The following is a 23394-nucleotide window of genomic DNA, read 5'->3' as shown; positions in this document are numbered from 1 at the left end:
GTGCCCCCTGATGTGCCCCTCCGGTCATTTCCCGTGCCGTGGGGCGAGCCTAGGCTCGCCAGCGATCGAATTTCCAGGACGGTTGGTGGCGACGGTGAAGGTGCTGGATCCCGACAGTGGGAACGCGGACGAAAACGGTTCCGTAATGGCTTCCGCCAAGGAAAATGCGCTGTGGCTCCTGCACGAGATCATGCAGGAGAGTGGAATCAACAACGTGCCGTTGGCCGTCCAGGTGACGGGGCGGCTGCGGTGGTGGTCCCTTCAGCAGACGGTCGACGCTCTGATGCGACGGCACGAAGTGCTGCGCACCGTGTTCCGCACGCGGCGGTCCGGTCAGCAGGGCGCGTTGCGCAAGGAATTCCTTCCGCCCGATGACGCGGAGATCGCTGTCGAGGTGATCCGCTCGACTCCGCAGAGCCTCGAAGAGGACATCAAGGCGTTCGCGGCGACGCCCTTCGCGATGGAGGGGCAGCCGCTGGTGCGTGCCGCGCACCTGCTGTGCGAGACCGGCGACGTGTTCTGCTTCGTCGTGCACCACGTCGTCTTCGACGGACGCTCCGCCAATGTGGTGCTCGCCGAGTTCACCGCGCTGTACAGCGCCCTGGCCGTCGGCGCCGCGCCCGCGCCCGAGTTGCTGCGCGAAGTGCCGGTCCTGGTGGAACCGGAGCCCACCGCCGACAGCGCCGCGTACTGGCGCCGGCACCTGTCGGGAGTGGACCCCGCCCGCATGGAGCTGTGGTGCGGCGGTCCCGAGCCGGACGCGCCGACCCTGGCCGGAGCGCGCATCGTGCACGAACTCTCCAGCGAGGCGCAGTCGGTGGTGCGCCGGCTGCGCAAGGAGCTGAAGGCGACCGAGAGCAGCGTGCTGTTCGCGGCGTACTACCTGCTGCTCGCCCGGCACGGTGCCGGACCCGACCTGGTGGTGGGCACGCCGGTGGACATACGGGGAGCCAAGGCGCGCGACCGCGTCGGCTATCACGTCAACACGCTGGCCTGCCGGGTGCGGGTGGACCTCGACGACACCTTCCGAGCACTCGTCCACACGACGCAGGACGTGTTCCTGGGCGCTGTCGCTCGAGCCGACATGCCGGTCGACCTCGTCCTGCCTGACATCCCGCGCCAGGACTCATCATGGCGCGGCGTGCTGTTCCGCCACATGTTCAACTACATGCCCGACGACGGCGGGGACGGCCTGACCGTCGGCGGGCAGCCCGCTCGCACGCTGGACGTGGACCGCGGGTACAGCCGGTTCGACCTGGAGTTCCTCGTGTCGCCGTCGCCCAAGGGGACGCGCGTCAAGGCCGTGTACAGCACGGAGATCCACACGGCCGCGGACGTCCGGTCGCTGCTGGAGCGGTACGAGGAACTGATCCTGGCCGCGGGCCTGGAGCCGGACCGGCCGGTGGGCGCCCTCCCGCTGTCCAGCGGGCGGGACCGCGCGGTGCTGGAGCGCGCGAACCGTACGGAGCGGGCCGTCGCTCCGGCCAACGTGCTGGCCGCGATCGCCGCCCGAGCGGCGGAGCAGCCCGGTGCGGTGGCCGTCGTGGACGGCGGGCAGGACGTCACGTACGGCCGGCTGTGGCGTACGGCCGAGGCCACCCGGGCGGCCCTCGGCGCGGCGGGCGTGCTCCCGGGTGACGTGGTGGCGGTCGAGGCCACACGCGGCGCCGCGCTGGCCGCAGCGGTGCTCGGAGTATGGCTGGCCGGGGCGTCCTACCTGCCGCTGGACCCGGCGCACCCCCGTGAGCGGCTGGCCCACCAGCTGGAGGACTCCGGTGCCAAGGTGCTCCTGGGACGCGGCGGGTGGGACTGGACCAATGGGCCGTGCGCTGTCCTTCCGTTCGCCGAGCCAGGACCGGACGGCCCGCTGGACGGCCCGCTGGACGGCCCGCTGGACGGCCCGCTGGACGGCCCGCTGGAGGGCCTGGGGACCGTGCCCACGCCGGGGGAGCGTGCCTACCTGATCTACACCTCCGGCAGCACCGGCAGGCCCAAGGGCGTCGAACTCAGCCACGCCAACCTCGCCAACGTCGTCGGGCATTTCGCGCGGACCGTGTCGGCGGCTCCGGGCGAGGCCGTCCTGTGGCTCACGACGTTCGCCTTCGACATCTCCGCGCTCGAACTCTTCCTGCCGCTCTCGTGCGGCGGGCGGGTCGTGGTCGCACCGGACGAGGCCCGCACCGACGCCTCCGTCCTCTTCGGACTCGTCGAACGGCACGACATCCGTGTCGTCCAGGCCACCCCGACCACCTGGCGGCTCGTGGTGGACGAGGCGGGCGGCCGCCTCGCCGGGCGGCACGTGCTGTGCGGCGGCGAAGCGATGTCCGCCGCCCTCGCGGGCCGGCTGCTGGACACCGGCTGCCGGTTGCACAACGTCTACGGGCCGACGGAGACGACCATCTGGTCGACCGCCGCCGAGGTACGGGCGCGGCCGACGGGTGCGGTGAGCATCGGGACCCCGATCGCCAACACCACCGTCTTCGTCTCCGACCCCGACGGGCGCGAACTGCCCCCGGGCCTGCGCGGCGAACTGTGCGTCGCGGGGGACGGCGTGGGCCTCGGCTACCGGGACGCGGAGCTGACGGCGGACCGGTTCCGTGACCACCCGCGCTTCGGCCGCCACTACCGCACGGGCGACCTCGCCCGGTGGCGGCACGACGGCACGCTGGAGGTCCTGGGCCGTGCCGACCGCCAGGTGAAGCTCCGGGGCAACCGGATCGAACTGGGCGAAGTGGAGGCCGCCATGGCGGGATGCCCCGGAGTCTCCGCGGCGGCCGCGGTGATCGCGGGCGACCCGACGGCCGACGGGCGGCTGGTGCTCTTCGTCCACACCGCGCGCGGCGAGGAGATCGTCCCGGATGTCTGGGCCCACGCGCGTGCCGTCCTGCCCGCCTCGTTCGTCCCCAACGATGTGGTGCCGGTGAGCGGCCTGCCCACCACGCCCAACGGCAAGGTCGACTACCGGGCGCTGACGGAGACGGCCCTGGCCCGCCGGGCCCGGCGCGCGTCCGTGCCCGATGCCGCGGCCGGGACCCCCGCCGGACCCGCGGACGGCGAGGACGCGGGCGCCGCGCGGAGCGGTGACGCGCTGGCCGGGCAGCTGGTGGCGCTGTGGGGCGAGTTCCTGAAACGGGAGGACGTCACCACCGACACCAACTTCTTCGTGAGCGGAGGCCATTCACTGCTCGCGGCCCGCCTCGTACGGCGGATCGAGAAGGTGACCGAGACCCGGGTCAAACTGGCCGACGTCTTCGGCGCGCCGACCCCCTCCGCGCTCGCGGCCCATCTGGTCGCCCGCCGCACCGCCCGGCCGGCGCCGGCGGGGGGTGGCGCGGCGTGAGCAGGAAGAAGAAGACCGCACGCAAGAGCGTGCCGCCGGCGCCGGTGGCGACGGCCTCCGCCCCGGGGACCACCGGCACCGGCGAACCGGCTGCCGACGCGCTGGCCCGGCTGTGGCGGGAACTGCTGGAGCTGCCGCCAGGAGCGTACGGGGACGACACGGGCTTCCTCAGCAACGGTGGCACCTCATGGGCGGCCGTCCGGCTCAAGGCACGGGTGCGCGAGCGCTTCGGCGTGGAGGTCCCCCTCACCTCGTTGCTGCGCGACAACGCGTCGCTGGCCCGACTGCGCGAGCTCGTCACCGCCCGGCCGGCCGGATCCGGTCCGGCGGCCGGGGCCGACCGGCCCCTCTCGCTCCCCGCCTCCGGCCGGTCCCGGTCCCGGCTGGCGCCCTCGCAGCGCCGGATGTGGACGCTCAGCCGCCTGCACCCGCACTCCGCCGCGTACAACGTGGTCGCCGCCCTGCGGCTGCGCGGGCACCTCAGCCTGCCCGCGCTGCGGGCAGCGCTCGCCGACCTCACCGCCCGGCACGACGCCCTGCGCGCCTCGGTCGACGTGCCGACGGGCGTCGCCGACGGCGAACCCTCACTGGTCTACGCGGACGCCGTCCGTCCCGATCTGCGCGTGCGCACCGTTCAGGGCCCCTTGGAAACCGCTGTCGCGGCATTCGTACGGGAGACCGCCGAGCGCCCCATCGCCATGACCGGCGCTCCCCTGTGGCACGCGGCGCTGCTGCGCTCGCGGACGGTCGACGAAAACGTCCTGGTCCTGTCCCTGCACCACATGATCTCCGACCAGCACACGCTCGACCTGCTGCTGGCCGACCTCGCGGCCGCGTACAACGCCAGGTCGCACGACGAACCCCCGCAGCTGCCGCCCGCCCCCCGGTTCGCCGACCACGCCGAGACCGAGTGCGACGCGGTGGGCGGATCCCGTTGGACGGCCGATCTCGCGTACTGGCGGGGCCGGTTGGCCGACGCCCCGCGCGACAGCGACCTGCCGTTCCGACTGCCCGGACCGGACCGGCCGACCTTCAGAGGGGAGACGCACCCCCGCCCCCTGGGCGCGGACCGCACCCGGCAGATGGAGGCGTTCACCCGCGAGCACGCGGTCACTCCTGCCGTGCTCGTCCTGGCCTGTGTGGCCTTCGTGCTGGCGGCATGGTCGGGGCGCTCCGGCGTGGTGCTCGGAATGCCCGCCTCGCGGCGGCGCAGCTCGGCCGACGACGCCCTGGTCGGGTTCCTCGTCGAGAGCCTGCCGGTACGGCTCGACGTGGACGGTCACGCCGGCTTCCCGGCGTTCCTCCAGCACGTCAGGGAGCGCCAGGTCGAGGCGCTGGAGCACGGCCTGCCGACCTTCGACACGATCGTCCAGGCGCTGGGCGTGCCGACCCGGCCGACGGGCAATCCGCTCTTCCAGGTGTGGGTGAACGACCTCAGCCAGGTGGCGCCCGCGCCGTCGATGACCGGGCTGGACGTCGAGCTCGTGGACGTCCCCGGCTTCGCCGCGCTGTTCGACGTCAATTTCTACCTGCGCCGCACCGGCCCGGCCTACCGCCTGGATCTGGTGCGCGCCACGGACCGGGTCCCCGCCGACGTCGCCGAGGAGCTGGCCGACCAGTGCACCGCCGTGCTCGACCAGGTGTTGGCACGCGCGGACGTCCCGCTGGCCGACCTCAGCCTGGTCACCCAGCGCTCCCGTGCCGCCCGGGCCGCCCGGCGGCGGCCATCGCCCGCCCGCGCCCGCCTCGCACCGGAGCCCGGTCTCGCCGGCCAGGTGCTGGCCGTGGCCGCGCGGCACCCCTCGGCGACGGCGCTCCTGACGGCCGACGGCACGGCCCTGCCGTACGGCTGGCTGGCCGGGCAGGTGACGACGCTCGCCGCCCGGCTGGTGGCCGACGGCGTGGAGCCGGACGCCGTGGTCGCCGTCGAGGCGGTACGCGGCGTGTGGCTTCCGGTGGCGCTGCTCGCCGTGTGGCACGCGGGCGCCGTCGCCGCACTGCTGGACGGCACGCTGCCGGAGCAGCGGCTGGCCGCCTGCCGCGACATCGTCCGGCCCGCGCGGACACTGCGGCTGGACGACGGCCCGGACCGGCCGCCGACGCTGCTGGCCGGGGCCGCGCGAGCCCGGACGCTGCCCGGTGCGAGCCATGTGCTGTTCACCTCCGGCACGTCCGGCACGCCCGCGGCGGTGGAAGTGCCGCGCGGGGCGCTGGAGACCGCGCTGAGCTGGTACGGCCGGACGTACGGAACCCGGGCCGCGGACCGCACCGTGCTGCTGTCGGGCCTGGGGCACGACCCGGTACTGCGCGATCTGTTCGTACCGTTGCGCACGGGCGGTGCGGTCGTGCTGCCGCCGGCCGACGTGCGCACCGACCCCGCACGCCTCCTCGACCTGCTGCACGGCAGCGCGGTGACGCTGCTGCACGCCACCCCCGCCCTGCTGGAGCTCCTGGCGGCCGCCCACGAGGAGCGGCCCGCGCTGCGCCTGGACGCACTGCGCCTGGTCATCTCCGGGGGAGCACCGCTGACCGTGGGCCAGGCCCACCGGATCCGGGCCTTCACCCAGGCGGCCGTCGTCAACGCCTACGGAGCCACCGAGACGCCGCAGATCGCCTCCGCCCACCTGGTCGCCGCGCGCTACGCCCCGGTCGCCGCCACACTGCCCGCCGAGGCCGCCCTCCCGGTGGGGTCCGGCGCGGCCGGTGCCGACCTGGTCGTCCTGGCGCCGGACGGGAGGCCGGCCGGAGTCGGACAGCGGGGCGAGGTCCTCGTCCGCGGACCCTTGCTGGCGACCGGCTACCTCGACGGCACCGGGCCCGGCGAGCGGTTCGCACCGCGGCCGGACGGGACGCCGGGCCCGGCGGCGGGCACCTACCGGACGGGCGACCTGGGCCGGCTCGACCCGTCGGGCCGGGTGCACGTGGACGGGCGCACCGACCGGCAGGTCTCGGTGAACGGCTACCGGGTCGGGCTGGAGGAGGTCGAAAGTGCCGCCCGGCGCCATGCCGACGTCCGGGACGCCGGTGCGGCGCTGACCCCCGACGGTGCCCTCACCCTGTGGGTGGTGCCCCGTGACGGCAGCGCGCCGACCGTGGCCGGGCTGCGCGGCCACCTGTCGGCCTGGCTGCCGCCGCTGGCCGTCCCCTCGTCGATCACGCTGACCGGTGACGTGCGCATGGACGCCAACCACAAGGTGGTCACCGCGGGCACGGGGCTCCGGCAGGAGACCGCCGCCCGGGCCCCGCAGGGGAGACGAGCGCCCGCCGACGGGCCGTCCGACGGCCGGGCCGGACCCCCGCAGGCCGACGACCCGGCCGCTGCGGTCCTGGCCGGGCGGCTGCGGGAGCTCGTCGGCCAGGACGTCGGCCCGGACGAGAACTTCTTCGACGTCGGGCTCGACTCGATCTCCCTGCTGCGGCTGCACGAGTCGCTGCGGCGCGAGCTGCCCGGCCCGCTCACCGTCACCGACCTGTTCACCCACGCGAGTCCCCGGTCCCTGCTGCGCTTCCTGTCCGACCGGAGCGCCGGAGAGACCCGGACACCGCACCGCCCATCCGGTGCCACGACCGCCAACCTGCACGACGCCGCGGAACGCCGCAGGGCGATCCGCCGACGCATTCACCTTGAGGGGCGAAGCACCCATGAATGATCAGCTGGAGCCGATCGCCGTGATCGGCCTCGCCGGCCGGTTCCCCGGCGCCCGCGACACCGAGGCCTTCTGGCGCAACCTGCGCGAGGGCCGGGAGTCGGTGTACTTCCCCTCCGACGAGGAGCTGGCGGCGGCCGGTGTACCGCCGGAGGCCCTGGACGATCCCGGCTACGTCAAGGCGGTCGCTCTGGCGCCCGACGTCGACCAGTTCGACGCCCGGTTCTTCGACCTGTCGCCGCGCGACGCCACGTCGACCGACCCGCAGATCCGGATCTTCCTGGAGGCCGCGCACGCCGCGCTGGAGAACTCCGGCTACGACCCGGAGCGCATCAGCGACGTCGGCGTATTCGGCTCGGTCGGCGTCAACCGGTACGTCGACCTGCTGGCCGGTGCCGACCACAGCACGGTGCGCAGCGCGTCGGGCATGTCCGTGGGCGTGCTGAACAACTCGGACTACGCGGCCACCCTGGTCTCGTACAAGTTCGACTTCCGCGGCCCCAGCATGACCGTGCAGACCGCCTGCTCCAGCTCCCTGCTGACGGTGCACCTGGCCGCGCAGGCGCTGCGCAACGGTGAATGCGAGATCGCCCTGGCCGGCGGCTCCGACGTGGAGTTCCCCCTGGGGCACGGGCACTGGTGGGCGCCGGGCAGCCCGATGACGCCCGACGGCCACTGCCGCCCCTTCGACAAGGACGCCAACGGCACGATCTTCGGCAGCGGAGCGGGCGTCGTGGTGCTCAAGCGGCTCAGCGACGCCCTCGCGGCCGGTGACACGATCCGGGCCGTCATCCGCGGCACCGCCGTCAACAACGACGGCTCGGGCAAGATCGGATTCAGCGCGCCCAGCGTGACCGGCCAGTCCGCGGTCGTCGCGGAAGCCATGGAAATGGCGGGCGTGGCTCCCCGCGAGATCTCCTACGTCGAGGCGCACGCCACCGGCACCCCGCTCGGCGATCCCATCGAGGTCGCCGCCCTCACCCAGGCGTACCAGCGGCTGGCCGACGGCGAGTTGGAGCCGGGCAGCTGCGCGATCGGTTCGGTGAAGGGCAACATCGGGCACCTCGGTCATGCCTCAGGGGTGACAGCACTGATCAAGGTGGTGTTGTCGCTGGAGAACGAGCAACTGCCGCCCAGCGTCAACTGCACCGAGCCCAGCCCGAAGCTGGGGCTGGAGAGTTCGCCGTTCCGGGTCAACACCGAGCTCACCCCGTGGCCGCGCGCGGCCGGTGCGCCACGGCTGGCAGGGGTCAGCTCCCTGGGAATCGGGGGAACCAACGTGCACGCCATCGTCGAGGAGGGGCCGATGCCCACGCAGACCGCACTCGACGGCCGCGCGCGGCTCGTGGTGTGGTCGGGCAAGAGCCCGCAGGCCGAGCAGGCCTACCGCGACCGGCTCGCCCGGCACCTGCTGGCAGGTGGCGACGACGCGTTCGCCGACAGCGTCGCCACCCTCCAGGCGGGCCGCACCGCCCACCTGCACCGTGCGGCGGTGGTCGCCGCCGACGCCGGCACCGCCGTGGCGGCCCTGACCGGCCTGGACGGGCGGCAGCCCGTTCTGGGACCCGGTGCCGCCGTGCCCCGTGGCATCGTGTTCCTGCTGCCCGGGCAGGGCGCGCAGCACGCCGGAATGGCCCGCGGCCTGTACGGCACCGAGCGGGAGTTCACCCGCGCCTTCGACGAATGCCTCGACCTGCTCGACGGGCACGGCCTGGGGGTGCGCGAGGCGTGGCGTTCCGCCGGGAGCGACGACGACCTGCGGGACACGGCGTTCGCGCAGCCGCTGCTGTTCGCCGTGGAGTACGCGCTGAGCCGGATGTGGCTGGCCTGGGGGATCCGTCCCCGCGGGCTGCTGGGCCACAGCATCGGTGAACTGGCGGCGGCCGCCGTCGCGGAGGTGTTCAGCCTCGCCGACGGCGCCGCACTGGTGGCGGCCCGGGTGCGGGCGATGGAACGGGCGGAGCCCGGCGGCATGTCCGCCGTGGCGGCCCCCGCCGACACGGTGCGGCGCCTGATGACGGCGGAGCTGACCGTGGCCGTCGTCAACGGCCCCCGGCAGACGGTGGTCGCCGGACCGCTGCCCGCGCTGGAGGCCTTCGCGGAGGTCCTGCGCGGCGAAGGCATAGCGAGCCGCCCGGTGCTGACCTCGCACGCCTTCCACACCCCCCTCATGGAGGCCGCCGCCGCGGAGTTCGAGCGCGCCTTCGAAGGCGTCGAACTGCGCGCGCCGAAGCTGCCGATCCATTCCGCGGCCACCGGGCGGACCGTCACCGAGCAGGAGGCTGTGACGCCCGCCTTCTGGGCCCGCCAGGTGGCGGACCCCGTCCACTTCGGCCCCGCGCTGGAAGCGCTGCTCCGCGACGGGGACCACCTGCTCCTGGAGGTGGGTCCGGGACGCACGCTGACCTCGCTGGCCGTCCGGTACCCGGAGATGGCCGAGGACCGGCACGCGGCGGTCGCGACCCTTCCGCGTCGCCGCGACGACCGTGACGGTGACGGCGCCGACTGGCGCTCCGTCATGGAGGCGCTCGCGGTCATCTGGACCGAGGGCCACGAGGTGGACTGGGACGCCGTCGGCCAGTACGAGCCCGTCCGGCGCGTCCCCCTCCCCGGATACCCCTACCAGCTGTCCCGGCACTGGGCCGACGCCCCCGCCCCGCGCGACAGCGCCGGCACGGCGGCCCCGGATCCCGCGACCGACGAGCAGCGTCCCCGGACCGGCACGGCGCACTCCGCAGCCCCGGTGGAGCAGCCCGGCGGACTGCCCGCCCCGGACGGGGACGGGCAGCCGCCGGCCGCCGGTTCCCCTTTCGGCACCTTGTCGTGGACGGACGCACCGCGTACGGTGACGCCCCGGCCGCCGAAGGACGTCCCGGCGCTGGCACTGCTGCCCGCCGATCCCGGCCGGGCACTGGAGATATCGCTCGCGCTGCAGCAGGCCGGACTGCGCGTCACGCGCGTCCAGCCGGGTGACGCCTACGAGGAGACCGGTGCGGGATTCCGGGTCCGCCCGGGAACGCCGGAGGACTTCGAGCGGATGTTCCGCACGCTGGCCGCCCGTGGCACCTGGCCCCGGGTCCTGGTGCACGCCCTCACCCTCGCCCCCTGGACCCGCCCGACCTCCGCCACGGTGCCCGGCCAGCTGGACGACGCCTTCCACAGCCTGGTCGCGCTCACCCAGCAGGGGACCCGGCACGCCGGCGCCGCCGGAATGCCCGCCGTCATGGTGCTCACCGAGAACTCGGCGGACGTCTCGGGCGCGGAACCGGTGGACCCCGTCAAGGCCATGACGCACGGCCTGCTGCGCACCCTGGCGCTGGAGGACGAGCGCGTGGTGTGCAAGCTGGTGGACATCGGTGCCGGGACCGGCGAGGACGCCCTGGTGGCCGAGCTGGGCGAGTGGCAGCTCCCCGGTGTGGTGGCCCTGCGCGGCGACCGCCGCTGGCACCGCACCGAGCGGGAGTACCACCCGGTGCCCGGCACCCGGCCCGCACTGCGGCGCGGCGGCGTGTACCTGATCACCGGGGGGCTCGGCGGCCTGGGCATGGAGGTGGCCAAGGGCCTTGCCCGGACGGGGCTGCGACCGCGCCTGGTGCTGCTGGGCCGCAACGGCCTGCCCGAGGGGGAGGAACGTGACCGGCTGCTGGCCGCCGGGGACGCGCGGACCACCCGCCTCGTGGCCGACCTGGAGGAACTCACCGCGTCCGGCGCCGAGTACCGGGTCTTCGCGTGCGACGTCACCGACACGCGGTCGCTGCGCCGGGCCGCGGACGTCGCCGTGGCCCGCTTCGGACCGGTCTCCGGGGTGCTGCACCTGGCCGGCGTCGCCGGTGACGGGATGCTCGCGTTCCGCGACCGCGAGCAGACGAGCGCGGTCCTGGCACCCAAGGTGCAGGGCACCGTGGCACTCGCCGGCTTGTTCGCCGACCGCCCGCAGCTCGACTTCTTCGTCTCCTTCTCCAGCCGTGCCGCGGTCGCCGGCCTGCGGGGCGGTGGTGACTACGCGGCGGCCAACGCCTTCCTGGACGCCTTCACCGGCACCCCGCTGCTGCCCGGCTGCCGCATGCTGAGCGTCAACTGGCCCGCGTGGAACACCGTCGGCATGGCGGTGCCCGCCCTGGCGGCCCGCGACGGCCGGCCGCGACCGGACGCCACCGCGCGACGGGTGTGGAGCACCGAGCTGATCCCGGCCCAGTGCCCCGCGCTCGACGAGCACCGCATCGACGGACAGGCCGTACTGCCCGGCACCGGACACCTCGACCTCGTCGTCCGGGCCTTCCGGGCCGAGTGCCTCGACGGCCGGCCCGACCCGGTCCGTCTGACGGACGTAGTCTTCCTGCGGCCGCTGGTCGTGGAGGAGAGCTGCCAGGTGGAGATCTCCTGGGAACCGGCGGACTCCGGCGACGGGGAATGGCACTTCACGGTGGCCTCGCGCTCCGCGGCCGGCGGGCAGGTCCACGTCACCGGCAGCGCCACCGGGAAGGCGCCGCGGGCGGGCGGAACGGAGGCCGACCTCACAGCGCTGCGTGCCCGGCACACGGTCCGGCGGCCCCCGGCCGCCGGCCGCAAGAAGCCGCAGCGGCTCTTCTCGCTCGGGCCGCGCTGGAACAACGTCGTCACCCTCGACAGCGTCCCCGGTGACCGCGCCGAGCACCTGGTCCGCCTGGCGCTGCCCGAGGTCTTCGCGGACGAGACCGCTGACCACGCCCTGCACCCCGCGCTGCTGGACTGCGCCACGTCCCACGCCCGCGACCCGGAGCGCGACACGTTCCACCTGCCGTTCATGTACCGCTCCTTGACGCTCTACGCCGCCTCGCTGCCCGCCCGGCTGCTGAGCCACATCCGGCGCCAGGACAGCGCGGACGGGCTGATCGTCGCCGACGTGACGCTGCTGTCGGAGGAGGGCGCGGTGCTCGCCGAGATCCAGGGGTTCACGATGCGCCGGGTGGAGGACGCCACCTTCCTCCGGGCCGCCGAGCCGGCCGTCGCCGCACCGCCCGCCGCCGATGCCACCGCCACCGGGCCGACCGCCACGGCGGACGTCCCGCTCGCGGCGTCCGGTGTCCGGCAGGACGGCGCGCCGGCCGCGCAGTCCGGCATCGACCCCGACACCGGGGTCCGGCTGCTCCTGGACCTGCTCGACTCCGTGACGCCGCGTCAAGTGACGGTCGCGCCGTTCCGTGACGGACTGCCGATGCCGGTCGCCGTGCCGGCGATGCCGGTTCCGCCCGCGGCGCCCGTGCCTGTCATGCCCGTCCCCGTCGGGCGCGCGGTGCCGCCGGCCCCGGCGGCGTCCGCCCCGGTCTCCCCGTCCGTTCCCCGCCCTGCCCCCGCCCGCCCGGTGCCGTCCGCGGCGCCGTCCCCGGCCCCGGCACAGGCTCCGGCAGCCGAGCCCACCGGCGCGGATGCTGTCGAGGAGCGGCTGCGGGAGCTGTGGAACGCCGCGCTGGGCACGGAGTCGATCCGGCCCGACGACAACTTCTTCGACCTCGGCGGCAACTCGCTCACCGCCGTGGAGCTGATGATGCACATCCGCAAGCACTACGCGCTCGACCTGAGCATCGGGGCGTTGTTCGACAACCCCACGCTGCGCACCCTCGCGACGGAGCTCCGCACGAGGGGAGCCCGCTGAGATGGCGGACACCGCACCGGACACCGGCACCGGCAAGCCGCCGGACCCGCTGTTCGGCCTCGCCCCCGGCTGGCGCATGTGGCGCCTGTCGGCCCTGCGCGGGGCCGGCATGCCGTTCAACTGGCTGGACGACCTCGCCGCCCACGGCTCCGGCCCCGGCCGGTTCCTCTCCGAAGAGCGGTACCTGGAGGCACTGGCCTGGCAGAACCCTGCCGCCGTGCGCAACTGGGTCGCCCGGCACGCCACCGCACGCCGGGACGGCCACGACCTCAAGCGCGGCGGCAAGCGGGACGCGCTCCTGGCCCGCTACGCGCAGCGGTACTGCGCCAAGAACGACACCATCGGGTTCTTCGGACCGGTCGCCTGGGCGCGCTTCGACGAGCGGGCGACCGGTCTGCGCCAGACCGGCACCGGCGGCATCCGCCACCGCAGTACCCACTTCGAGACCTGGGCGCTGGAGACCCTGGCCGAGGCGTGGTGCGACGACCCGCTGCTGGCACCTCACCTGCCGGTGCGCGTGCACCCGGCCGTCCATTTCGACGGCGCCGTGATCCGCCGTCCCTGGCGCCCGGCCGAATCCGCCACCGGCGTCACCGCGGCCCTGCTCACCGCCGTCGGCGCGCACGGCGTGGCGGGCCCGGCGGTGCGCGCGACCGTCGGCGACGGCCACCCGGAGGCCGAGGTCGCGGCGGAGTTCGACCGGCTGCGCCGCGCCGGCGTGCTGGCCGTCGGGTTCACCGTGCCGCTGGACGAGCATCCCGAACGCCGCCTGCGCGAGCAGCTGGAGCGGATTCCCGACCCGCTGGCGAGCCGTGGCCCGCTCGGGCAGCTGCGCGAGCTGGACCGGCGACGGGACACGGTGGCCGGCGCGGCCGGGGACGCCCTGGCGACCCACCGGGCGCTGGAGGACCTGGGCGGCTACCTGAGCGAGGCGACCGGCCGGGCGGCAAACAGGGAGAAGAAGCAGACCCTGTACGGGCGTTCCTACCTGTACCAGGACAGCCGCCGCGACCTCGACGTGACCATCGGCGGCGATCTGACCCAAGCGCTGCGAGGGCCGCTGGCCCTGCTGCTGGACAGTTCGCGATGGCTTGCGGCGGAGGCCGCCGCAGCGGTGGAAGAGCGGGTCCGGGACCGTTACCGCACCTTGCGCGGGCGCTCGCGGGAGGTCACGCTCAGCGAGCTGTACCTCGGGGTGGCCGACGTCCTCGCCGGAGCGCCGGGCACCGTCATCGACGAGGTGTCGGAGGACTTCCGGCTGCGCTGGGCCGAACTGCTGGACACCGGACCCCGCCCGGCGGGTGCCGGGCCGGACCGCGAAATACGGCTGAGCACCACCGAGCTCGCTCCGCTCGCCGCGGCGCTCTTCCCGCACCGGGCCCCCGCCTGGTCCGGGGCCCGGTACCACAGCCCCGACGTGATGCTGGCCCGGACCGGGGGACCGGACGGCCCGGCGCGCTGGGTCCTGGGCGAGCTGCACGTCGCGCTCAACACCCTGGAGAGCCGCGTCTTCCACACCCAGGCCGACGACCGGGACGAACTGCGCGACACCGTCGCGCAGGACATGGCGGGCGGCCGGGTCCTGGCCCTGCAGCCGAACGACTCGCCGGAAGTGTCCCCGCGTACCTACCCGCCGCTCGCGGTCCACGTGCCCGGCGCGTACGCGTACTGGTCGTTCGGCGGAGACGCGGGAGCTCCGGGCGGCGCGGTCTCCTGGCCCGCGACCGCCCTGCGGGTCCGCGAGGCCGACGGGGAGCTGGTCGTGGAGCCCCCGGACAGGTCCTGGTGCGCGCCGGTGACCGAGGTGCTCGGCGAGTTCCTGACCGCCCTGGTGGTCAACCGGTTCCAGATCCGCCCCCGGGGCGCCCACGGGCCACGGGTGCTGCTGGACGAGATGGTGATCTGCCGCGAGAGCTGGCGCATCCCGGTCACCGCGCTGCACGGCGCCCGGTCCGCCGAGGCCCTGGCGGCCGGCCTGCGGGCGCGGGGCGTTCCCCGTCACGTCTTCGCCCGCACTCCCGCGGAACCGAAGCCGTTCTACGTGGACCTGGACGCCCCCCTGCTGGTCCGCAACCTGCAACGGGCACTCAGGCTCGCCGCAGCCCTCCCCGAGGAGGACGTCTGCCTCGACCTGGGGGAGATGCTGCCCGGCCCGGGCGACCTGTGGCTCGACGACCAGGACGACGGGCAGTGCACCGCGGAGTTCCGCCTGGTCGCGGTGGACGGTACCGCGCCACGGCCGGTGACCATGACTGTTGAAGGAGAAGCACGATGACGCAGACGCCCGGCTGGCGCACCCTCACCGAGGCCGCGCCCCCCGAAGCGGAAGGAACACCGGGCACCGTGCTCGCCGTGGACTTCGGCCAGAGCAGGACGGACGCCGGTTTCCCCGAACTCGTGGCGCACCTGGACACCCCGTACACGGTGCTGGAGACCGTACCCCCCGCCACCGGTCTGCGGGACCGCACCGCGCTGGAGCCCCAGACGTACATGGCCCCGTGGGCCGAAGCGCCGGCCGCACGCCCCGCGCCGGTCCGCGCCGTGCTCGGATACTGCATGGGCAGCCCGCTGGCGCTCGGCCTGGCGGCGCGGCTCGCCACCACCCAGCCGACCACGCCCCTGGTGATCCTCTTCGACCCCGAACTGCCGGGAACCGGCACCTTCCACGCCCAGTTCACCCGGGCTGTCGAGGGACTGGCGGACGAGCTCACCCCTGACGAGCTGGCGAGGGCGACGCGCCGCGCACAGGACGCCGCCGCTCCTTCGGCCGACCCCGTGGAAGCCGCCGCCCGCCTGGCCGGCCTCTACCGGGACCTGGCGAACCGTGCCTTCACCCGGGCGGAGCTGGGCGAGGAACTGGCCGCCGAATCCGCCGACCGGTTCGAGCACTTCCTGGCCTACCTGGTCGCGGCGCACCTCACCACCGACGCCTCCTGGACCTGCGGCCCGATCGCCGTGACCTCCTCCACCCCCGGGGCCGCCGCCCGCCACGCCGCCCGGCGGCACGCGTTCGACATCCCCCGTCAGGACCTGCTCCGCAGCCCCGAGGTGGGCCGCGCGCTGTCCCGGCTGCTGCGCGACGCCGCACACCGCCCCGCACCCGGAAGGACCTGAGATGCCGCAGACACCCCCCGCCCCCGATCCCCACGCCGACGCGGTGGACATCCGCGGCCTGCGACGCGTCTACGAGACCCGGGGCTGGCGCGGCCCGCGCACCACCCGGGTCGCCCTCGACGACGTCAACCTGCGAGTCGGCCGGGGCGAGGTGCACGGCCTGCTCGGCCCGAACGGCGCGGGCAAGACCACCCTCGTCAAGATCCTGGCCACCACCCTGCTCCCCACCACGGGCACCGTCCGCGTCTACGGCCACGACGTGGTCACCGAGGCCGCCGGAGTGCGCCGGGAGATCGGCCTCGTACTCGGCGGCGACCGGGGCCTCTACCAGGGCCTGTCGGCACGGCAGAACCTGCGCTACTGGGCGGCCCTGCAAAAACTCGACCGCGCCGAGGCCCGGCGGCAGGTCGACGAGGTGCTGGACCGCTTCGGACTGTCGGACCGCGCCGACGTCAAGGTGGAGACCTTCTCCCGGGGCATGAAGCAGCGCCTCCACCTGGCCCGGGGCCTGGTGGGCCAGGCCCGCCTCATCGTGCTGGACGAACCCACCATGGGCATGGACCCGGTCGCCGCCCGCGCCTTCCGCGACCTGGTCCGCGTCCTGAAGGACGAAGGCCGGTCCCTGCTGCTGGCCACGCACGACATGGCCGAAGCCGAAGAGCTGTGCGACCGCGTCACCCTGATCAACGAAGGCCGCATCCTGACCACGGAAACCCCCGAAGCCCTCAGCAAGCTGATGTCACGTCATGAGCACATCGACGTCGAGGACGCCCCCGGCCACGTCCTGGCGGAGATCGCCGCCCACCGCGCGGTCGCCTCCGTCGAGCCCGCCGCCGCCGGCGCCGCCCGGATCCGGCTGAGCGACGGGCCCGCCGCGCGCGACGTGCTCGCCCTGTTGGTGGAGGCCGGGGTGACCCGGATCAGGACCGGCCGCCCCAGCCTGGAGGACATCTACGTGGACATGCTCGGCGAACGCGGCCTGAAGGTGTCGGCATGAGGGTCTTCACCTCGGCGTTCCGGCTGCAACTGGCGCTCTTCCGCAGCGCGATCGGCCGTGTCTCCATCGTCATCGCACTCCCCTTCCACGTCCTCATCTTCCTTTCCATCACCCGGCACGGCGGACGCCTGGACCTGGACCAGCAAGCCGCCCTGGCACCCGCGCTCGCCGGGATGTGGACGCTGTCCCTGATGCTGGCCGGAGACATCATCGACGCCGACCGCTGGAGCGGCGTCCTGGACGTGGTGCTCTCCGCGCCCGCGTCGTTCTTCGCGAACCTGCTGGGCCGCTGCGCCGCGGTCGGCGTCCTCGGCCTGGTCTGCTTCGCCGAATCGTGGGCGTTCGCAGCACTGTTCTTCGACGCCGATCTGTCCTTCGCGCACCCCGGCTGGTTCCTGGCCGGGCTGCTCGCCACCTGCCTGGCCACAGCCGCCACCTCCACGGTGATGGCCACGGTCTTCGTCCTGGGACGCACCGCCCTCGCCTTCAAGAACGCGCTCAACTACCCGGTCTACGTGCTCGGCGGAGTCTTCGTCCCCATCGCCGCACTCCCGGAGTGGTCACAGCCCTTCTCCCGGGTGATCTTCCTGTCCTGGAGCGCCGACCTGCTGCGCGCGGCAGCCGGGCCGGACCCGATGGACAACCCCCTGGGCCAGATCACCGCGATCCTGCTGCTGGGCGCGGGCACCCTGGCCGCCGGCGTGTGGTCCGCCCGCGCCGTGCTCAACCGGATCCGCACCACCGGACGGGTGATGGCCGCATGAACAACGCCCTCACCTCCCGGCTGGGCATCGCCGGGAACGCGGCCCTCCTCGGCTTCGCCGAATACCGCTCCCAGTACACCCTGCAGTCCTGGTTCTTCGGCTGGGGACTGCGCCTGGTCTTCCAGGTGGTCTTCTTCGCCACGATCGGAACCGTGGTCGGCGACCAGGACACCGTCCGCTACCTCGCGGTCGGCAACATCGTCGCCGTCGGCACCATCGAATCGACCTCCTCGGTCCTGTCCATCGTCCGCGACCGCAGGAACGGCACCCTCACCCAACTCGTCGCCGCCCCCGGCGACCCCGTCGTCGCACTGCTCAGCCGCAGCCTGAACAACCCGGTCAGCGGGTTCATCAGCTCCATGGTCGTGGCCGCCTTCATCGTGCCCGTCTTCGGCATCCCGCTGCCGGGAGCCGCCACGGCGGCCATCGTCCCCATCGTGCTGACCGCCTGCTTCTCCGCGTACTGCTACGGCGCGCTCATCGGCGCCGTGGTGATGCGCTATCCCAACGCCGGATGGGGCGCGCTCAACGTCGCGTACCTGCTGCTCATGGCGTTCACCGGCGTGAACGTGCCCGCCTCCTTCTGGCCCGCGCCGATCAGTGCACTGGCCGGCCTGCTCCCGGTCACCCATGCCCTGCGCGCGCTGCGCGGCCTGCTCGACGGCGCCCCGACGGCACACGTCGCAGGACAGCTCGCCCTGGAGGCCGCCGTGGCCGTGGGCTGGCTGGCGGCCGCGGCCCTGCTGCTCGCCTTCCTGATCGGACGGGGCCGGCGCAGCGGAGGGCTCGACGCGGTGCACTGACGCCGACGCCACGCCCCCCGGCCGTGCCCCCCTCCACCCCGACGACCATCCGCCCGGCCACCTCGGCCCCGCGGGGGAGACCCCATGGAATTCAGCCTGTTCTACTTCGCCGACGACGACACCGCGCAGCCCCCGGCGCGGAGCGGGCCCCCGGCCGGTACCGCCACCGGCAAGTACCGCCTCCTGCTGGAAGGCGCCAGGATCGCCGACCGGGAAGGGCTCTGCGCGGTGTGGACGCCCGAACGCCACTTCCACCGCTTCGGAGGCCTCTACCCCAACCCCGCCCTCGCGGGCGCCGCCATCGCCGCCGTCACCGAACGGGTGCAGATCCGGGCCGGCAGCATCGTCGCCCCCCTCCACGATCCGATCCGGATCGTGGAGGACTGGTCCGTGGTCGACAACCTCTCCGGCGGCCGCGCCGGAATGTCCTTCGCCTCCGGCTGGCACGCCACCGACTTCGTCCTGCGGCCTGGCGCCTATGACGACCGGCGCCGACGGGTGACCGAGACCATGGAGGAGGTCCGACGGCTGTGGAGCGGTGACCCGCTGACCGCCGAGGACGGCGGCGGCAGGCAGGTCCAGGTCACCGCGCACCCCACCCCCGTGCAGACCTTCCCCCGGATGTGGCTCACCAGCGCGGGTTCCGCCGAGACGTTCCGGGCCGCCGGAGAACTCAACGTCGGCCTGCTGACGTACCTCCTCGGACAGGACCGGGACGACCTCGCCGACAAGATCCGCGAGTACCGGGCGGCGGTCCGCCGCGCCAGCGGCAACTCCTGGTCGGGCCACGTCGTCGTGATGGTTCCCACCTACCTCGACACCACCCGGGAACTGGCCGGGGAACGCGTCACCGGCCCGCTGGCCGCCTACCTGAAGAGCAACTTCCGCCTCATCGCCGGATCGCTGCGCCGAGGCGCGGCCTCACTGGACCCCGCGACCCTCAGCGCCGCCGACGTCGACGAGATCGTCCAGCGCTCCCTCGGCCACTACTACGAGCACTACGCCCTGTTCGGCACCGTCGACGACGCGACCGCCGCCGCCGAGAAGATCGCCGAACTCGGCGTCGACGAGATCGCCTGCCTGATCGACTTCGGTGTGGCACCCGAGCTCGCCCTGGCCTCCGTCCCCCGCATCGCCGAACTCGGCCGGGCGTTCCGGTGACCGCGCCGGCCCCCCACCACACCTGGCGGATCGAGCAGGCCGACGCCATCGAGGACATCGAGGCGGACCTCCTCGGCGGCCTGGCGGTCCCCGGCGGGACCGCGCACTACATCGCCGAGCTGGCACGCCTCGAACTCGCCGAATCCCTGCGCGGCACCACCGTCCGGTACCTCCGGGCCCGCGACGCCCACGGACGGTGCGAAGCCGTCCTGCCGGTCTACCGCGTCACCGCACCACTCCCACCGGCCCTCACCCCGCGGAACAGCCCCTGGCGCGACGGGGAACCGGTCCACCTGCTCGGTGCGCCCGGCGCGACCGCCAACCAGCTCGCGGTCTCCGCGACGCTGTCCCCGCGGCAGCGGCAGACCTGCGCGCGCCTGCTGCTCGAGCACGCGCTGTCCCTGGCCGCACACGACGGCGCCGCCGCGGTGCTGCTTCCCCTGGCCGATGCCGCACAGCGATCGCTGGCCACCGCGGCCCTGGCCGAAGCGGGCCTGGCCGAAACGGCCTTGGTGCACACCGAACCCGTCGCCGGGCTGGACGTCACCTGGGACAGTTTCGACGCCTACGTCGCCTCCCTGGCCAGCAGCCGCCGCGCCGGGATACGCAAGGAACGACGCCGGTTCCTGGACAGCGGCATCGTCGTCACCCAGGAACCGGTCCTGGACGTCTGCGAGGAGATCGCGCCGCTCGTCCACCAAGTGGAACAGCGCTACGCGCGGTCCACCACCGTGGAGCAGATCGAGTTCTACCTCACCGGACTCGGCCTCGCCATGGACGACAGCGGATTCGCCCTGGTCGCCCGCTCCGGCGGCCGGGCACTCGGAGCCTGCGTCATCTGGGAGCACGACGACGCGTGGGTCATCCGGTGCTGGGGCTGCGACTACGCCAGGACCGACCGGGAACCGCTCTACTTCAACATGGTCTTCTACGAGCCGGTGGCACGCGCCATCGCGCGGCGGATCCCGCGCATCCACGTAGGCGCCCACTCCATCGACACGAAGACCACCCGGGGCTGCACCGTCGACGAGCTGCACACGCTCCTCATCCGGTGACCCGAGCCGCCGCCCTACGCCCTACACCGTGGAGAACCCGATGGACCTGAGCCTTTTCTATTTCGCGGACGAATCCCAGGACGACGAGGACCGCTACCGGATGCTCATGGAGGGCGCCCGCTTCGCCGACACCCATGGCTTCACCGCGGTGTGGACCCCCGAACGGCACTTCCACCCGTTCGGAGGGGGATACCCCAACCCCGCGCTGACCAGCGCCGCCGTGGCAGCCGTTACCGAGCGCGTCGCCATCCGGGCAGGCAGCGTCGTGGCCCCGCTGCACTCGCCCGTACGGATCGCCGAGGAATGGGCGGTCGTGGACAACCTCTCGCACGGACGCGTGGGAGTGTCGTTCGCGTCGGGCTGGCACAGCACCGACTTCGCACTGCGCCCGGAGAACTACGCGGACCGCAAACAGGTAGCCGCCGAAACGGTCGACACCGTCCGGCGGCTGTGGCGGCGCGAGGAGGTCGACCTCACCGATGGCACGGGAGAGCCGGTACGGGTGCGGACCTTCCCCCCGCCGGTGCAGCCGGAACTGCCGGTCTGGCTCACCACCTCCGGCAGCGTCGAGACGTTCCGCGCGGCGGGCCGCCTGGGCGTCGGCCTCCTCACCCACCTGCTCGGACAGGACGTCGACGACCTCACCCGCGGTGTCGCGGAGTACCGACGCGCCTTCGCCGACGCCCACCAGGGCGACGGCCACGTCGTTCTGATGCTCCACACCTTCGTCGGCACCGACCGCGATGCCGTACGCGGCATCGTGCGAAAGCCCTTCAGCGACTATCTGCGCAGCTCGGTGAACCTGTCCGCACGCACCGGGACCGCCCCGGAGCCCGATGGGGACCTGGACCCTGAGGACATCGACTTCCTCGTCGAGCAGTCCTTCAACCGGTACTTCGAGACCAGCGGCCTCTTCGGGACCGTGGACGACGCGCTGGCCGTGGTCCGCAGGATGGAAGCGATCGGCGTCGACGAGATAGCCTGCCTGATCGATTTCGTCGGCGACACGGACGAGGTCCTGGACGGGCTCGTCCACCTCGACGCCGTGCGCCGCGCCTGCGGCTGACGAATCCGTTGTCACTGCCGAGGGGTGTCGAGGCTCGCATCCCGGCGCCGGTGATGCGATCGTTGACCGGATCCGCGGTGTGCCCGAGCGAACACGGCATGTGAGGGCGATCGGCCGTGAGTGCTCCCGCGGTGGGCCGAGCAGGCCATGAGGGGGAAGGCGACCGGGATGAACTGGCTGATCACCTTCGCGGGCGCGGTCCTCGTGTCGGTCGTCCTGCGGGACGTCTTCCATACCTTGTGGCACCCCACGCGCCACGGTGGCCTCAGTCGTCTGGTCATGACGGCGCTCTGGCGGCTGTCCTCCCGCCTGCGGCTGCGCCGTAGCCGGCCCTCAGGGCTGGCCGGCCCCGTCGCGATGGTGGTCGTCGTCGCCGTGTGGGCCCTCACCGCGGTCGTGGGATGGGCCCTCGTCTACTGGCCGCACATGCCCCAGGCCTTCACCTACGCCCCCGGCCTGCGCCCCGCCGAGCACGCGGGCTTCCCGGACGCCCTGTACGTCTCCCTGGTCCACATCTCCACCCTCGGCCTCGGCGACATCGCACCCGCCGAGGGGTGGCTGCGCATCCTCGCCCCCGTGGAGGCCATCGCCGGCTTCGCCCTGTTCAGCGCCACGGTGGCCTGGACCCTCGGCATCTACCCCGCCCTCGCCCGGCGCCGGGCCCTCGCCCTGAGGATCTCGCACCTGGCCCGTACCCATCCTTCGACGGAGCAGATCGACGCCGACGCGGGCGCGGCCGTCCTCGACGGCCTGGCCGGGGCCGTCTCCGTGGTGTCGGTCGACTTCCAGCAGTACGCCGAGTCCTACTACTTCCACGACGGGGACGACCGCACCTCCCTGGCCCGCCAGATCACCTGGGCCCTGAACCTGGCGGACCAGGCGGCGAGCGCCCGTCACCCGGACGTCCGGCTCTCCGCCGCGGTGCTGCGGGCGGCGCTGGACGACCTGGGCGCCATCCTCGACGAACGCTTCCTGCATGTCGGAGGTACGGCGCGCGAGGTCTTCGCGTCCTTCGCGAGCGACCACGGCCGCCACGCCGGGGGTGGCGACTGACCCGCGCGGTTCCACGCTCCGGGGACGGTGCGAACGCCGGTCGGAAAACCGCCCCATGCGCCACTCCGTGTCAGTGCGGGGGCCGGCGACCGCTCAGACAGGATCTAGTGGAGGTCCTCGGGGTGGGGTCCTGTGGCGTACGGGTTCGGCTCGCCCTCGGCGAGCACGGCCACGAAGGGCTCGCCCTCGCCGGCGAAGGTGTAGGCGCCGTTCTCGATCCGGCCGATCAGCCCGCGGGTCCATGCCGCTTCGCTGTCGGCGGAGTGGAGCCACATGTTCATGATCTCCCCGATGTGGCCGAGCTGGCCGGGCCCGTTCTCCGGCGTGTAGTACTCGGTGACCGAGGACCGCCACTGCTGAAGCCGCTCGATCCTCTCCTTGAGGAGCGCGACGGCCTCGTCCCGCGGCAGGTCGACGATGAACCCGACGCCGGCGGAGAGCACGTCCATCTTCTGGTCGTACGAGGTCAGGGCCTGGCGCAGCAGCGTGAGGTACTCCTCGGTTCCCGCGTCGGTGACCTCGTACTCGACCCGGGGAGGGCCGCCGACGGTGCTCGGTGCGACCTCGTGCGCCAGGAGGAGTTCCTCCTTCGCCATCTGCTTGAGCGCGTGGTAGATCGAGCCCGGCTTGGCGTTGGACCATTCGTGGGCGCCCCAGAACTCCAGGTCGTTGCGCACCTGGTAGCCGTGTGCCCGTCCGTGCTGGCGGACCGCGCCGAGGACCAGCAGCCGGATCGCTGACATGGGCGTCTCCCTTCAAGAC

Annotated in this window: 13 protein-coding genes; 12 read left to right on the top strand and 1 reads right to left on the bottom strand. The window is 73.7% G+C overall.

Translation table 11 applies throughout. The features are described 5' to 3' along the window. Positions 1-145: 145 nt before the first annotated feature. From ACZ4WZ_RS00475 to ACZ4WZ_RS00420, 12 genes are all read left to right on the top strand, one after another. Positions 146-3340 (top strand): non-ribosomal peptide synthetase, encoded by a 3195-nt coding sequence (locus tag ACZ4WZ_RS00475; protein WP_467883701.1) that lies wholly within the window; start codon positions 146-148, stop codon positions 3338-3340. Further along, positions 3337-6990, top strand: a complete 3654-nt coding sequence (locus tag ACZ4WZ_RS00470; RefSeq protein WP_467883699.1) for a condensation domain-containing protein — start codon at positions 3337-3339, stop codon at positions 6988-6990. The genes ACZ4WZ_RS00475 and ACZ4WZ_RS00470 overlap by 4 nt, the downstream gene beginning before the upstream one ends. Then, complete coding sequence (locus tag ACZ4WZ_RS00465; protein ID WP_467883696.1) at positions 6983-12619, top strand: type I polyketide synthase; 5637 nt, start codon at positions 6983-6985, stop codon at positions 12617-12619. The genes ACZ4WZ_RS00470 and ACZ4WZ_RS00465 overlap by 8 nt, the downstream gene beginning before the upstream one ends. 1 nt (position 12620) lies before the next feature. Beyond that, positions 12621-14894, top strand: coding sequence for a lantibiotic dehydratase (locus ACZ4WZ_RS00460; protein ID WP_467883694.1), 2274 nt, complete (start codon positions 12621-12623; stop codon positions 14892-14894). After that, positions 14891-15733: a hypothetical protein gene (locus ACZ4WZ_RS00455; RefSeq protein ID WP_467883692.1), complete on the top strand. Its 843-nt coding sequence runs from the start codon at positions 14891-14893 to the stop codon at positions 15731-15733. The genes ACZ4WZ_RS00460 and ACZ4WZ_RS00455 overlap by 4 nt, the downstream gene beginning before the upstream one ends. Position 15734: 1 nt before the next feature. Further along, a complete protein-coding gene (locus tag ACZ4WZ_RS00450; RefSeq protein WP_467883690.1) occupies positions 15735-16730 on the top strand; it encodes an ABC transporter ATP-binding protein in 996 nt (331 codons plus the stop codon). Further along, the gene (locus ACZ4WZ_RS00445; RefSeq protein WP_467883688.1) at positions 16727-17494 is read left to right on the top strand and encodes an ABC transporter permease; all 768 of its coding nucleotides are present in this window, start codon (positions 16727-16729) and stop codon (positions 17492-17494) included. The genes ACZ4WZ_RS00450 and ACZ4WZ_RS00445 overlap by 4 nt, the downstream gene beginning before the upstream one ends. Then, positions 17491-18297, top strand: coding sequence for an ABC transporter permease (locus ACZ4WZ_RS00440; RefSeq protein WP_467883686.1), 807 nt, complete (start codon positions 17491-17493; stop codon positions 18295-18297). The genes ACZ4WZ_RS00445 and ACZ4WZ_RS00440 overlap by 4 nt, the downstream gene beginning before the upstream one ends. A gap of 84 nt (positions 18298-18381) precedes the next feature. Continuing rightward, positions 18382-19458 (top strand): MupA/Atu3671 family FMN-dependent luciferase-like monooxygenase, encoded by a 1077-nt coding sequence (locus ACZ4WZ_RS00435; RefSeq protein WP_467883684.1) that lies wholly within the window; start codon positions 18382-18384, stop codon positions 19456-19458. Then, the gene (locus ACZ4WZ_RS00430; protein WP_467883682.1) at positions 19455-20513 is read left to right on the top strand and encodes a peptidogalycan biosysnthesis protein; all 1059 of its coding nucleotides are present in this window, start codon (positions 19455-19457) and stop codon (positions 20511-20513) included. The genes ACZ4WZ_RS00435 and ACZ4WZ_RS00430 overlap by 4 nt, the downstream gene beginning before the upstream one ends. A gap of 40 nt (positions 20514-20553) precedes the next feature. Then, on the top strand, positions 20554-21579 hold the full coding sequence (locus ACZ4WZ_RS00425; protein WP_467883680.1) for a MupA/Atu3671 family FMN-dependent luciferase-like monooxygenase: 1026 nt from the start codon (positions 20554-20556) through the stop codon (positions 21577-21579). Between the two features lie 168 nt (positions 21580-21747). Next, the gene (locus ACZ4WZ_RS00420) at positions 21748-22632 is read left to right on the top strand and encodes a potassium channel family protein (protein ID WP_467883678.1); all 885 of its coding nucleotides are present in this window, start codon (positions 21748-21750) and stop codon (positions 22630-22632) included. A gap of 104 nt (positions 22633-22736) precedes the next feature. Here the strand turns inward: ACZ4WZ_RS00420 and ACZ4WZ_RS00415 are convergent, their stop codons facing one another. Then, positions 22737-23375, bottom strand: a complete 639-nt coding sequence (locus ACZ4WZ_RS00415) for a PadR family transcriptional regulator (RefSeq protein WP_467883676.1) — start codon at positions 23373-23375, stop codon at positions 22737-22739. Between the last annotated feature and the right edge of the window lie 19 nt (positions 23376-23394).

The organism is Streptomyces sp. NPDC029122, assembly GCF_055569445.1.
The sequence above is the reverse complement of the archived record's forward strand: the minus strand, read 5'-3'. Positions and strand labels throughout refer to the sequence as shown.

Excerpts from the sequence above, each read along its gene's own strand:
- ACZ4WZ_RS00475 (WP_467883701.1), top strand. The coding sequence starts at position 146 with ATGGCTTCCGCCAAGGAAAATGCGCTGTGGCTCCTGCACGAGATCATG.
- ACZ4WZ_RS00435 (WP_467883684.1), top strand. The coding sequence starts at position 18,382 with ATGGAATTCAGCCTGTTCTACTTCGCCGACGACGACACCGCGCAGCCC.
- ACZ4WZ_RS00450 (WP_467883690.1), top strand. The coding sequence starts at position 15,735 with ATGCCGCAGACACCCCCCGCCCCCGATCCCCACGCCGACGCGGTGGAC.
- ACZ4WZ_RS00425 (WP_467883680.1), top strand. The coding sequence starts at position 20,554 with ATGGACCTGAGCCTTTTCTATTTCGCGGACGAATCCCAGGACGACGAG.
- ACZ4WZ_RS00460 (WP_467883694.1), top strand. The coding sequence starts at position 12,621 with ATGGCGGACACCGCACCGGACACCGGCACCGGCAAGCCGCCGGACCCG.
- ACZ4WZ_RS00440 (WP_467883686.1), top strand. The coding sequence starts at position 17,491 with ATGAACAACGCCCTCACCTCCCGGCTGGGCATCGCCGGGAACGCGGCC.
- ACZ4WZ_RS00420 (WP_467883678.1), top strand. The coding sequence starts at position 21,748 with ATGAACTGGCTGATCACCTTCGCGGGCGCGGTCCTCGTGTCGGTCGTC.
- ACZ4WZ_RS00445 (WP_467883688.1), top strand. The coding sequence starts at position 16,727 with ATGAGGGTCTTCACCTCGGCGTTCCGGCTGCAACTGGCGCTCTTCCGC.
- ACZ4WZ_RS00465 (WP_467883696.1), top strand. The coding sequence starts at position 6,983 with ATGAATGATCAGCTGGAGCCGATCGCCGTGATCGGCCTCGCCGGCCGG.
- ACZ4WZ_RS00455 (WP_467883692.1), top strand. The coding sequence starts at position 14,891 with ATGACGCAGACGCCCGGCTGGCGCACCCTCACCGAGGCCGCGCCCCCC.
- ACZ4WZ_RS00415 (WP_467883676.1), bottom strand. The coding sequence starts at position 23,375 with ATGTCAGCGATCCGGCTGCTGGTCCTCGGCGCGGTCCGCCAGCACGGA.